The following is a 12,303-nucleotide window of genomic DNA, read 5'->3' as shown; positions in this document are numbered from 1 at the left end:
GAGCGCGCGGCCGGCAGCACCTCGAGGCCCGGCGGCAGGTGCCCGCGCGCGCCGTCGCGCAGCAGCGCGACCTGGTCGCGGAAATTCGCGCCGCGCGACGCGAAGTCGCGGCCGAACAGCGGATATTCGACCGGCCGGTCGCCGCTCGCGACGCCCAGCATCAGGCGGCCGCCGCTCAGTTCCTGGATCGTCGCGGCCGATTTCAGCGTCAGCAGCGGCTCGCGCAGCGGCAGCACGACGGCCGCCGTGCCGAGCAGGATGTCGTTCGTGATGCCGGCGAGGTAGCCGAGATACGAGAACGTTTCGAACACCTGCGCGGCGTCGCCGAACGACGGGTCGTACACCGGCACGTCGCGCACCCAGAGCGCGCGGAAGCCGAGCGTGTCGGCCAGCTGCGCAAGCTCCGCGTGGATCGCCAGGTCGGGCACGCCGGGGCGGCGGCCCTGTTGCTGGCGCTTCGCGTCGCCGGCCGGCGACCAGTCGTTGTCGAGCGGCAGTTCGATGCCGACGCTGAAGCCGCCGTCGGCGAGTTTCTCGAGTGAGGTGGACATGGTCGGGCTCCGTTCAGACCGCGCGCAGGCTGCCTTCGAGGCGGTAGAAATCGAGCGACGCCGCGGTGAAGAACGAGCGCGACGTGCCGGCGGCGAAATCGTCGACATGCACGACCGTCGCGCGGTCGGCTTCCTGCCACGAGATCGCGTAGGTTTCGCCGGCGACGTGCTGCCACGTGTATTCGACTTCACCCTTCGCGCCCGCGTACGGGCCTTCGGTGATCTCGTAGCGCATGTGGAGGCCGTCCTCGTCGTACGCGTTGAGCGCGGTGAGACCGTCGTAACGGACTTCGAAAGTCTTGCCGGCGAACGGCGGACGTTGGGTCGATGCGTTCATGCTGGTTGGCTCCTGCAAAAAGTGACGTTCAATGAGCGAGTTCGACGGGTTCGGCCGTGCGTTCCGGCAGCCCGTGGTGGCGGTCGAGACGGCCGCTCAGCGCGGTGAGCGCGAACGCGCCGAGCGTGACGACGGCGGCGATCCACGGCGTGTGGCCGAGGCCGACGTTCGCGACGATCAGGCCGCCGAGCGACGAGCCGCCGGCCACGCCGAGGTTGAAGGCGGCGATGTTGAAGCCCGATGCGACGTCGGTGGCGTCCGGCGCGAAGTGGCGCGCCTGCTTGACGACGTACACCTGCAGCCCCGGCACGTTGCCGAACGCGACCGCGCCCCATGCGAGCATCGTCAGCACCGCGAGCCATTTCACGTGGATCGTGAAGGTCAGCGCGAGCAGCACGATCGCGAGCAGCAGGAAGATCCGCTTGAGCGCCTTCACGGGGCCGACGGCATCCGCGAGCTTGCCGCCCCACACGTTGCCGAACGCGACCGACACGCCGTAGCCGACGAGCACGAGGCTGACCTGCGACGGCGTGAAGCCGGCGATCTGTTCGAGCAGCGGCGCCATGTACGTGAACGCGATCAGCGAGCCGCCGTAGCCGACGGCCGTCATCGCATAGACGAGCAGCAGGCGCGGCTGGGCCAGCACGCGCAGCTGGCGGGCGAGCGGCGCCGGCGGCGTCTGCGGCAGGCCGCGCGGCACGAACGCCACCGCGCCGAGGAACGCGACGAGGCCGAACAGCGCGACGATCAGGAACGTCGCGCGCCAGCCGAAGTGCTGGCCGATGAAGGTGCCGAGCGGAATCCCGGCGACGAATGCGACGGTCATTCCGCTGAACATCGTCGCGATCGCGCTGGCGGCCTTGTCTTTCGGCACGAGCGTGGTCGCGATGATCGAGCCGACCGAGAAGAACACGCCGTGCGCGAGGCCGGTGAGCACGCGCGCGACGATCAGCGATTCGTAGCTCGGCGCCTGCCAGGCGACGAGGTTGCCGACGGTGAAGAGCGCCATCAGCCCGGCGAGCAGCGTCTTGCGCGGCACGCGGCCGGTGAGCGCGGTGAGCAGCGGCGCGCCGATGGCGACGCTCAGCGCATAGAGGCTGACGAGCAGGCCGGCCGACGGCAGGCTGACGCCGAGATCGGCGCCGATCGTCGGGATCAGCCCGACGATCACGAATTCGGTCGTGCCGATGGCAAAGGCGCTGATGGTCAGCGCAAGCAGGGCGAGTGGCATGATGGGATCCAGGTTCCAGTAAGGATGGATCGCAGTGTGCCGACTTTACTTTTGCGGAAAAACTGGTCTATAAACCAAATTGTTTTGATTTCAGATCAACAATGAAGATCACGCTCGACGAACTCCAGGCCTTTGCCGCCGTGGTCGACACCGGTTCGATCACCGCGGCGGCCCAGCAGCTCGACCTCACCGTGTCGGCCACGAGCCGCACGCTCGCGCGGCTCGAGGAGAAGCTGAAGACCACGCTGCTGCGCCGGACCACGCGCCGGCTCGAACTGACCGAGGAGGGGCGCGCGTTCCTGCAGGACGCGCGCGCGATCATCGAATCGGTCGAGACGGCGGAAGAGCAGATGCTCGCGCGGCGCGAGATGCCGTCGGGGCGGCTGCGTGTCGACGCGGCGACGCCGTTCATGCTGCACGTGATCGTGCCGCTCGTGCGCGGCTATCGCGAACGCTTCCCGAAAGTCGAGCTGGAACTGAACAGCAACGAGGGCATCATCGACCTGCTGGAGCGGCGCACCGACGTCGCGATCCGGATCGGGCGGCTGAAGGATTCGACGCTGCACAGCCGGCGCATCGGCAACAGCCGGCTGCGCATCTTCGCGAGCCCCGCATATCTCGAAGCGCACGGCCAGCCGCGCAAGGTCGAGGATCTCGGCAAGCACACGCTGCTCGGCTTCACGCAGCCCGAATCGCTGAACGTGTGGCCGATCCTCGGCGCGGACGGCGAAGCGTGCCGCATCGAGCCGGACATCTGTTCGTCGAGCGGCGAGACGTTGCGGCAGCTCGCGCTGGAGGGCGCGGGTGTCGTCTGCCTGTCGGATTTCATGACCGCGCAGGATCGCGAGGCCGGGCGGCTCGTGCAGGTGCTCGCGCGCCAGACGCTCGAGGTCGAACAGCCGATCAACGCGGTGTATTACCGGAATACCGCGATTTCGTCGCGGATCGCGTCGTTCGTCGATTACATGATCGAGGTGCTGGGCGGCGGGAGCGGCGGCAGCGATGCGCCGGCGCGGCGCAAGGCGGCGTGGATGGGGACGGTGTAGCCGGGGACGGCAGCATCGTTGCCGCCGGGCGCCGTTTCCGCGCGGGACGGCTCGGCGGACGTCCTCCGGCCGAAGCGAACGGCGCGGAGGCGGGTGGTGCGCGGCGGGCGCGCCGATGTGATCCGGCATGCCGACGGCGCTTGCGCCGCCGACATGCCGTCGCGTGCCGCGCTTCCTACGCTTCCTCGGACCACGACATCCCGTCGCGCGCGAGCAGCGCCGACGAAGCCGCGGGCCCGAACGTGCCGGCCGTGTACAGGCGCGGCCGGTCGCCGAGCTGCTTCCAGCCGTCGAGGATCGGCTCGACCCACGACCAGGCGGCTTCGAGCTCGTCGCGCCGCATGAAGTGCGTGAGGCGGCCGCGGATCACGTCGATCAGCAGCCGTTCGTATGCTTCCGCGCGCCGCTCCGGAATCGCCTGCTGCAGGTCGAGGTTCAGGCTCACGGGCACCATGTTCATCCCGCTGCCCGGTTCCTTCGCGAGCATCTGCAGCTGGATCGACTCTTCCGGCTGAAGCTGGATCACGAGGCGGTTGCTATAGTGGCGCGGGCCGGTCGGGATGATCGAGAACGGCATGTCCGCGAACTCGATCACGATTTCCGACTGGCGGCGCTGCAGCCGCTTGCCGGTGCGCAGGAAGAACGGCACGTTCGCCCAGCGCCAGTTGTTGATGTGTGCGCGTAGCGCGACGAAGGTTTCCGCGCGGCTGTCGGCCGGCACGTTGTCTTCCTCGAGGTAGCCCTTCACCGGCTGGCCGTCGACCGCACCGGCCGTGTACTGGCCGCGCACCGTGTCGCGCGCGACGTCGGAGAGCGCCATCGGCCGCAGCGAGCGCAGCACCTTCAGCTTCTCGTCGCGCACCGCGTCCGGGTCGAGCGACACCGGCGGCTCCATCGCGACGATGCACAGCAGCTGCAGCAGGTGGTTCTGCACCATGTCGCGCAGCGCGCCGGTATGGTCGTAGAAGCCCGCGCGGCTGCCGACACCCACCGTCTCCGCCACCGTGATCTGCACGCTGCGGATGCTCGGCGCCTGCCACAGCGGCCCGAAGATCGGGTTGCCGAAGCGCAGCACCATCAGGTTCTGCACGGTTTCCTTGCCGAGATAGTGGTCGATCCGGTAGATCTGCGATTCCTCGAAGTGCTTGCCGACCGCATTGTTGATCGCCTTCGCGGACGCGAGGTCGTGACCGAGCGGCTTTTCGAGGACGACGCGCGAGTGCCTGTCGACGAGATGCGCGGCCGACAGGTTGTCGCAGATCGTCGTGAACAGCTCCGGCGACGTCGACAGGTAGAACACGCGGATCGCGTCGCCGCGCGCCGCTTCCGCGAGCCGCAGGTAGTCGTCCGGCGCGTTCACGTCGATCAGCACGTACTTGAACAGGTCGAGGAAACGGCTCCAGGCGGCGGGATCGAACGCCTTTTCGTCGATGAACGGGCGCGACTGCTCGTCCATGAACTTGCGATAGCCGTCGATGCCCCAGTCGCGGCGGCCGACCGCGATGATGCGCGTCTCGGGCGGCAGGTTGCAGTGCAGGTGCGCCATGTACAGCGCGGGCAACAGCTTGCGGGCGGCCAGGTCGCCGCCGCCGCCGAAGATGATCATGTCAACGGGCCGGTCGGCCGCGGTCTGGGTAGGCTGATTCGTCATGGGAGGTTCGCGTCTGAAACGGTGAGCGTGGAACGAACGTCGAAGGCGCCGGGCGCCGGTACGGCAAAACCCTAATAGTGCACGCATTTGATGGATCGCGTGTGTGTCCGTTTCCTGTCGCGCAGCTGGCGGATGGATCGCAGGCGGGTTGCAGGCGGTGCGGGCGCTGAAGGAGCCGGGCCGCTGCCGGAGCGGGCGAGCGGCATGGACGGCCATCAGGGGGCGGCTCGCCGGCAGGGTGTGGCGCCGCCGGCCTGCGAGCCGCGTCGCCTCACTCGATCGGTACGGTGCCCGGCATACGCATCCGGTACAGCGACACGGCCTGGATCGCGAGCGCACAGACGATCGCGAAACCGTCGGCCGGAATCGGGTCATGCCGCGTGAGCGTCAGGCTCGGCACATGAAAGAACGCTGCGAAGCTCGGCAGCCCGGTGGCCGTCCCGCCCGCGTGAGCGCACGACTGCCCGCCGAGCGCTCAGCGCCCCAGCGCGTAAAACTCCGCGTTCGGCCGCATGTTCGTCACGTTCGCGATGCGATTGGACATGCCGAAGAAAGCCGAGATCGCCGCGATGTCCCAGATGTCTTCTTCGACGAAGCCCTGCGACTTGAGCGTGTCGAAATCCGCTTCGCCGACCTGGTGCGCGGCCTGCGACACCTTCATCGCGAAGTCGAGCATCGCCTTCTGCCGGGCGGTGATGTCGGCCTTGCGATAGTTGGTGGCGACCTGGTCGGCAATCAGCGGATCCTTCGCGCGAATGCGCAGGATCGCACCGTGCGCGATCACGCAGTACTGGCACTGGTTCACGCTGCTGGTGGCCACGACGATCATTTCCCGTTCGGCCTTGCTCAGGTTGCCCGGCTTGTCCATCAGCGCGTCGTGGTAAGCCATGAACGCGCGAAACTCGTCCGGGCGATGCGCGAGGGTCAGGAAGACGTTCGGGATGAAGCCCGACTTCTCCTGGACGGCCGCGATGCGTTCGCGAATGTCCTCGGGCAGGTCTTCGAGCGCGGGCACGGGAAAGCGGCTGATGGGGGCGGTGCTTGCGGCGGTCATGAGGTCTCCTGGATAAGACGGCACGGGCGCGCTCGATGCGCGGGCGCGGCCGTCCGAAAAACGAAGCGCCGGTGGCCGGCGGCGACGTTACGCGTTGACGTCGACGACGATACGGCCGCGAACCTTGCCGGCGATCAACTCCCCGGCAAGCGGGATGACGTCGCCCAGGCCGACCTGGTGGCTGATCGCGCCCAGCTTCCCGACGTCGAGATCGGACGCGAGCCGGCGCCACGCCTCCAGGCGGTCGGCGCGCGGGCACATGACGCTGTCGATCCCGACGAGCGTGACGCCGCGCAGGATGAACGGCATGACGGTCGCGGGGAAATCCATGCCGGCGGCCAGGCCGCAGGCCGTCACGACGCCGCGGTACCGCGTGGTCGCGCACACGTTGGCGAGCACATGGCTGCCCGCCACGTCGACCGCGCCCGCCCATCGTTCCTTGCCCAGCGGCTTGCCGGGCTCGCTGAATTGCGCCCGCTCCAGGATCTCCGCCGCGCCGAGCTGCCGCAGGTAGTCGGCATCGGCGGGGCGGCCGGTGACGGCGACGACGCGGTATCCCAGCCGCGCGAGGAGGGCCGTGGCGACGCTGCCTACCCCGCCTGCCGCGCCGGTCACCACGATCTCGCCGTCGTCCGGGCGCACGCCATGCCGCTCCAGTGCCATCACGCACAGCATCGCGGTGTAGCCCGCCGTGCCGATGGCCATCGCCTGTTGCGGCGAAAAGGCGGACGGCAGCGGCACCAGCCAGTCGCCATCGACGCGGGCTTTCTGCGCCAGGCCGCCCCAGTGCGTTTCGCCGACGCCCCAGCCGTTGAGCACGACCTGATCGCCGGGGCGATAGTCCGGGTGCGTGCTGTCCTCGACTTCCCCGACCAGATCGATGCCGGGCACCATCGGGAACTTGCGGACCACCGGGCTCTTGCCGGTGATCGCCAGCCCGTCCTTGTAGTTCAGCGTCGAATAGCCCACGCGTACCGTCACGTTGCCGGCCGGCAACTGCGCGTCGTCCAGCGTCTCGAGCCGCGCTTGCTGGCCGGTTTCATGCCTGTCGATCACGATGCCTTGAAACATGTGTCCTCCTTTCTAGACCGATCGTCTAGTTAATGGCAAAAAAATTCAGCGGCGGGGCAGCCCGTTGAAGAAGAACTGCGCGAACAGGGCCAGCGGCGTATCGCTGCGCTCCAGCTTCGCGCGCAGCACGGCGCCTTCCCAGCCGATCCAGAAGAATGCGGCGAGTTCGGCAGGGTCGGCCGAGCCGGCCAGTTCGCCGGCTTGCTGCGCGGCGGCCAGGCAATCGGCGAGGCGGCGTTGCCAGTCCTCGAAGGTGGTGCGCAGGCGCGCGCGGAAACTTTCGGGCAGCGCGCCCATTTCCTGCCCGAGGTTGCCGATCAGGCAGCCCCGGCTGTATTCGTAGCGGGCCATGCCGTCCCGGGCATCGTCGACGAACGCGCGCACGCGCTGCAACGGCGAGCGCGCCGCGTCGCTGAAATGGCGGTCCAGCTTGCGCGCGAAGAAGTCGGCATAACGGTCGATCAGTTCGAGGCCGAACGCTTCCTTGCTGTCGAAGTAGTGATAGAAGGAGCCCTTGGGCACCCCGGCGCGCCCGAGGATCTCGTCGAGCCCGGTGGCCGAAAACCCCTTCTCGGTGAGCACTTCCAGCCCGGTGCGCAACAGCATGTCCCGCGTGGCGACGAGGTCTTCATGCTGCTTCGGTGGCCTGCCGCGACGGCGAGGCGGATCAGTTCGAACGTCCATGCGCGAATAATAGACCGTTTGTCTCAAAAATCAACGGGCGCGTGTCGATCGCATCCGATGAGGCACGGACGGCGAGCAACGACCGTATTAACCCTGATTAACAAACCTTATCGCGGTGAAAAATTCCGCATCTTATTGAACCGATATCGGCTCGATATAGTGGCTCGCTTTCCCGCACGCACCGGTTGCGTGTGCAGACAAACAGCAGGAGCCTCTTCATGACCACCGATACCCGATTCACCGAAATCGAGGATCTGATGCCCGCCGCCGGCGGGTTGCGCGAGATCCGTCACCACATCCACCACCATCCCGAGCTTGCCTACGAAGAGCACGACACGGCCGCGCTCGTCGCCGAGAAGCTCGAACAGTGGGGCTGGCAGGTGACGCGCGGGGTCGGCAGGACGGGCGTGGTCGGCACGCTGCGGGTGGGCGACGGCACGCGCAGCATCGGCATTCGCGCCGACATGGACGCGTTGCCGATCGTCGAGGCGACGGGGCTGCCCTATGCGAGCGGCACGCACGGCAAGATGCACGCCTGCGGCCACGACGGCCACACGACGATGCTGCTCGGCGCCGCGCAGCAGCTCGCGAAGACACGCAATTTCTCCGGCACCGTGCACCTGTATTTCCAGCCGGCGGAAGAGCACGGTGTCGACAGCGGCGCGAAGAAGATGATCGACGACGGCCTGTTCGAACGCTTCCCGTGCGACGCCGTGTTCGGCATGCACAACCATCCGGGCGCGGCACCGGGCGTGTTCCTCACGCGGCGCGGCCCGTTCATGTCGGCCGGCGACAAGGCGATCATCACGATCGAAGGCGTCGGCGGCCACGCGGCACGGCCGCATCTGACGGTCGACCCGGTCGTCGTCGCGGCCAGCATCGTGATGGCGCTGCAGACGATCGTCGCGCGCAACGTCGACCCCGCGCAGCCGGCGGTCGTCACGGTCGGCTCGATGCACGCGGGCACCGCGAACAACGTGATCCCGAACGGCGCGCGCCTCGAACTCAGCGTGCGCTCGTTCAGCCCCGACGTGCGCGCGCTGCTCAAGCGCCGCATCACCGAGCTGGCCGAATCGCAGGCCGCGAGCTACGGCGCGACGGCCAGCGTCGAGTACATCGAAGGTTATCCGGTCGTCGTCAATACGGATGCCGAAACGGATTTCGCCGCACAGGTCGCGCGCGAACTGGTCGGCGACGCGCACGTGGTCGAGCAGACCGACCTGCTGATGGGCAGCGAGGATTTCGCGTTCATGCTGCAACAGCGGCCGGGCTCGTTCGTGCGGCTCGGCAACGGCGAAGGCGAGGACGGCTGCATGGTGCACAACCCGAAATACGACTTCAACGATCGCAACCTGCCGATCGGTGCGGCGTTCTGGACGCGTCTCGTGGAGCGTTACCTCGGGCGGTGATTCCGGCGGCGGGGCGCGCGGCCGGCGCTTCCGGCCGCATTGAGAGGAGAGGACAACGATGCAGAAAGACCATCTCGCGCTGCACCCCGCGTCGACGGGGGGTGCCGAAGTCGGCGCGCCGCGCGCACCGGCCGTCACGCGGCGCGGTGCGATCGCGGCGGCCGTGATCGGCAACTGGCTGGAATTCTTCGATTTCACCGTGTACGGCTTCTTCGCGGTGCTGATCGGCAAGCTGTTCTTCCCGTCGAGCGACCCGACCACGTCGCTGCTGCTGTCGGTCGCGACGTTCGCCGCCGGCTTCTTCACGCGGCCGCTCGGCAGCGTCGTGCTCGGCGTCTACGCGGACCGCAAGGGGCGTAAGGCCGCGCTGAACCTGACGATCATGCTGATGGCGCTCGGCACGGGCCTGATCGCGATCGCGCCGACGTATGCGCAGGTCGGCGTGGCCGCGCCGCTGCTCGTCGTGTTCGCGCGGCTGATGCAGGGCTTCTCGCAGGGCGGCGAATTCGGCGCGGCGACGTCGACGCTGCTCGAGCAGGGCGGCACGTCGCGTCGCGCGTTCCGCGCGAGCTGGCAGCTCGCGACGCAGGGCGGCGCCGCGCTGATGGGCTCGGGTTTCGCGGCGCTGCTGTCGAACACGATGACGAAGGACGCGCTCGAAAGCTGGGGCTGGCGGCTGCCGTTCCTCGTCGGCGTGCTGATCGCGCCGGTCGGCATGTACCTGCGCCGCCGGCTCGCGGACGATGCGCCCGGCGACAGCCATCACGGGATCGAACGCGGCGTGCTGCACGAGCTGTTCTCGAAGCACACGCGCACGGTGCTGCTGCTGATGCTCACGGTGATGGGCGGCACGGTGTCGACCTACATCCTGACGTTCTACATGCCGACCTACGCGATCCACACGCTCGGCCTGCCGATGAAGCTGTCGATGTTCGTCGGCGTCGCGTCGGGCTGCGTGATGCTGGTCACGTGCCCGCTGTTCGGGTGGCTGTCGGACCGGCTCGGCAGCCGCCGCCTGCCGATCTTCGTCGGCCGCGGCGTGCTGGTCCTGTTGCTGTTCCCGGCATTCTGGCTGATGAACCATCACCCGACGCTGTCGGTGATCCTGCCGCTGACCGCGCTGATGCTGCTGTTCTATTCGCTCGGCTCGGCGTCGGAAATGGCGCTGATGTGCGAGTCGCTGCCGCGCCACGTGCGGGCGACCGGCATCTCGATCGCGTATGCGCTCGCGGTGACGATCTTCGGCGGCACCGCGCAGCTGATCGCGACCTGGCTCGTGAAGACGACCGGCAGCAAGCTCGCGCCGGCCGGCTACGTGGCCGCGTGCGTGGTGCTGTCGCTGATCGCGGTCGCGATGCTGCGCGAGACGGCGCGGGAGTCGATCGACTGACGCGCGGCACAGCACGGCGGGCGGCGGGCTGCAGTACGCGCTTACCGCCCGCGCACCATCCGCAGGTACGACGCGAGCATCGTCGCGAGTTCCTGCGCGACAGGCGTCAGCGGCACGGCCGCGCGCTGCAGCAGGCAGATGTCCTGCGATTCGGCCTGTTCGCGCACGGGCACCTTCGCGAGCGCGCCGGCGAACGGCCCGTGCCGCGTGATGGCTTCGGTTTCGAGCGCGAGGGAATCGGTTTGCGTGACGATCTGCAGCGTCTCGAACATCCCTTCGACGGTCGCGAGAATCCTCGGCGGCGGCTGGCCGTGCGCGTCGAAGTACGCGAGCAGCCGGTTCACGACCGGGTCGGCGCTCAGGTTCGGCGAGCGCGTCGACACCCACGCGTAGCCGGCCAGTTCGGCGAGCGATTTTGCGTGCATCGCCGGATGCCCGTTGCGGCACACGACCACCGGCGCTGACGCACGCAACGGCGTGACCGCGAGATCGGTCGTGTCGGTCTGCTTCGCGACGAGTGCGATCGCGAAATCCACCGCGCTTTCGCGCAGCCAGCCGATCATCATCCGCGACGTGCCGGTGCGCAGGTGCACGTCGACCTTGTCGAAGCGCGCGCGGAACGCGCCCAGCACGGGCGCGAACGCGTCGATCAGCGGTTCGGCCACGAGGCCGAGCGCGACGGTGCCTTCGTACGCGCCGCTCAACTGCCGGATCTCCCGCTCGACCTGCTCGCATTCGCCGAGGATCGAACCGGAGCGCGCGAGCAGCCGCTGGCCGACGGCCGTCGGCACGATCCCGCGATTGGTGCGTGTGAACAGCGTCGCGCCGAGCGTCGCCTCGAGGCTCTGCAGCTGCTGCGTGACGCCGCTCTGCGCGAGATCGAGCGCGCGTGCGGCGGCGCGCAGGCTGCCGTGCTCGACGACGGCCTGGAAGATGCGGAGCTGGGAGAGCGTGAACGCCATGGGCACGCGCGGGGCCGGTGATCGGAAATACCGATCATGATAAGGCAGTCGATGGTTCCGGCGGCGGCCCGTGCCGCCTACGATCGCAGGCAGTCCGGCTGATGCCGTTTGCCTTCCTTCCTGTCCTCCGTCGACCATGAAACGTATCCTCGTCCCGCTCGTTTCCCTGTGCCTTGGCTGGGCTGCCACGTCCGCGTTTGCACTCGACGCGCACGTCGTGCGCCTCGGCATCGATCCGACCTATCCGCCGATGGATTCGAAAGCGCCGGACGGCAGCCTGAAGGGCTTCGACGTCGATCTCGGCAACGAGATCTGCCGCCGCGCGCAGTTGCGCTGCCAGTGGGTCGAGCTCGAATTCTCCGGGATGATTCCCGCGCTGCAGGCGCGCAAGATCGACGCGATCCTGTCGTCGATGGCGATCACCGACAAGCGCGAGAAGCAGATCCTGTTCTCGTCGAAGCTGTTCCGCTTCAAGTCGCGGCTCGTCGCGCGGCCCGGGAGCGGCCTCGGCAGCACGACCGCGTCGCTGGCCGGCAAGCGTGTCGGCGTGCAGTCGGGCACGCAGTTCGAATCGTGGGCGCTCGCGCACTGGGCGACCGCCGGCGTGAGCGTGGTGCCGTACAAGAGCCAGGACGACGTGTTCGCCGATCTCGTCAACGGCCGCCTCGACGCGGCGCTGCTCGGCACCGTGGAAGCCGACTACGGCTTCCTGCGCACGCCGAAGGGCAACGGTTTCGCGTTCGTCGGCGCGCCGCTCGACATGGGCGATCGCGGCGTCGGCATCGGCATGCGGCAGTCGGATACGGCGCTCAAGGCGTCGATCGACGGCGCGATCGCGTCGATGCTGAAGGACGGCATGTACGACCGGATCGCGAAGAAGTATTTCGACTTCAACCCGTACGGCGACTGAGCGCCGA

General features: G+C 68.3%; 13 protein-coding genes. 4 read left to right on the top strand and 9 right to left on the bottom strand.

The features are described 5' to 3' along the window. The 3 genes from DPV74_RS07675 to DPV74_RS07665 form a co-directional block, all read right to left on the bottom strand. Window positions 1-551 (bottom strand): LLM class flavin-dependent oxidoreductase (locus DPV74_RS07675; RefSeq protein WP_119336904.1); only part of this gene is annotated, 551 nt, incomplete at its 3' end. A gap of 13 nt (window positions 552-564) precedes the next feature. Next, on the bottom strand, window positions 565-888 hold the full coding sequence (locus DPV74_RS07670; RefSeq protein WP_027790428.1) for a hypothetical protein: 324 nt from the start codon (window positions 886-888) through the stop codon (window positions 565-567). A 28-nt stretch (window positions 889-916) separates the two neighbouring features. Then, on the bottom strand, window positions 917-2,119 hold the full coding sequence (locus tag DPV74_RS07665; protein ID WP_119336903.1) for an MFS transporter: 1,203 nt from the start codon (window positions 2,117-2,119) through the stop codon (window positions 917-919). Window positions 2,120-2,220: 101 nt separating this feature from the next. Here DPV74_RS07665 and DPV74_RS07660 point away from each other — a divergent pair, with 101 nt between their 5' ends. Continuing rightward, entirely contained in the window at window positions 2,221-3,165 is a 945-nt protein-coding gene (locus DPV74_RS07660) for a LysR family transcriptional regulator (protein ID WP_059684104.1), read from the top strand. A 175-nt stretch (window positions 3,166-3,340) separates the two neighbouring features. On the opposite strand, the gene zwf is transcribed toward DPV74_RS07660, so the two are convergent. The 5 genes from zwf to DPV74_RS07635 all read right to left on the bottom strand — a co-directional run bounded on the left by zwf (window position 3,341) and on the right by DPV74_RS07635 (window position 7,625). After that, window positions 3,341-4,816, bottom strand: a complete 1,476-nt coding sequence (zwf, locus tag DPV74_RS07655; RefSeq protein ID WP_060083781.1) for a glucose-6-phosphate dehydrogenase — start codon at window positions 4,814-4,816, stop codon at window positions 3,341-3,343. 271 nt (window positions 4,817-5,087) lie between these two features. Further along, entirely contained in the window at window positions 5,088-5,216 is a 129-nt protein-coding gene (locus DPV74_RS07650; RefSeq protein ID WP_257942992.1) for a hypothetical protein, read from the bottom strand. Window positions 5,217-5,291: 75 nt separating this feature from the next. Beyond that, window positions 5,292-5,870 (bottom strand): peroxidase-related enzyme, encoded by a 579-nt coding sequence (locus tag DPV74_RS07645; protein WP_048023467.1) that lies wholly within the window; start codon window positions 5,868-5,870, stop codon window positions 5,292-5,294. A gap of 87 nt (window positions 5,871-5,957) precedes the next feature. Further along, window positions 5,958-6,941, bottom strand: a complete 984-nt coding sequence (locus DPV74_RS07640) for an MDR family oxidoreductase (protein WP_048023465.1) — start codon at window positions 6,939-6,941, stop codon at window positions 5,958-5,960. Between the two features lie 45 nt (window positions 6,942-6,986). Further along, entirely contained in the window at window positions 6,987-7,625 is a 639-nt protein-coding gene (locus tag DPV74_RS07635; RefSeq protein WP_059684112.1) for a TetR/AcrR family transcriptional regulator, read from the bottom strand. 218 nt (window positions 7,626-7,843) lie between these two features. On the opposite strand from DPV74_RS07635, the gene DPV74_RS07630 reads away from it, so the two are divergent. Continuing rightward, window positions 7,844-9,034: a M20 aminoacylase family protein gene (locus tag DPV74_RS07630; RefSeq protein WP_059699757.1), complete on the top strand. Its 1,191-nt coding sequence runs from the start codon at window positions 7,844-7,846 to the stop codon at window positions 9,032-9,034. A 58-nt stretch (window positions 9,035-9,092) separates the two neighbouring features. Continuing rightward, a complete protein-coding gene (locus tag DPV74_RS07625; protein WP_119336902.1) occupies window positions 9,093-10,424 on the top strand; it encodes an MFS transporter in 1,332 nt (443 codons plus the stop codon). Window positions 10,425-10,465: 41 nt separating this feature from the next. Here DPV74_RS07625 and DPV74_RS07620 read toward each other — a convergent pair whose 3' ends face one another. After that, complete coding sequence (locus tag DPV74_RS07620) at window positions 10,466-11,386, bottom strand: LysR family transcriptional regulator (RefSeq protein ID WP_119336901.1); 921 nt, start codon at window positions 11,384-11,386, stop codon at window positions 10,466-10,468. A 136-nt stretch (window positions 11,387-11,522) separates the two neighbouring features. Between DPV74_RS07620 and DPV74_RS07615 the strand changes: the two genes are divergently transcribed. Then, window positions 11,523-12,296 (top strand): transporter substrate-binding domain-containing protein, encoded by a 774-nt coding sequence (locus tag DPV74_RS07615; protein ID WP_119336900.1) that lies wholly within the window; start codon window positions 11,523-11,525, stop codon window positions 12,294-12,296. The last annotated feature ends 7 nt before the right edge of the window (window positions 12,297-12,303 follow it).

Source organism: Burkholderia sp. HAN2018, from assembly GCF_024704855.1.
GTDB classification, from domain to species: domain Bacteria; phylum Pseudomonadota; class Gammaproteobacteria; order Burkholderiales; family Burkholderiaceae; genus Burkholderia; species Burkholderia cepacia.
This window is presented reverse-complemented; position numbering and strand designations above follow the sequence as displayed.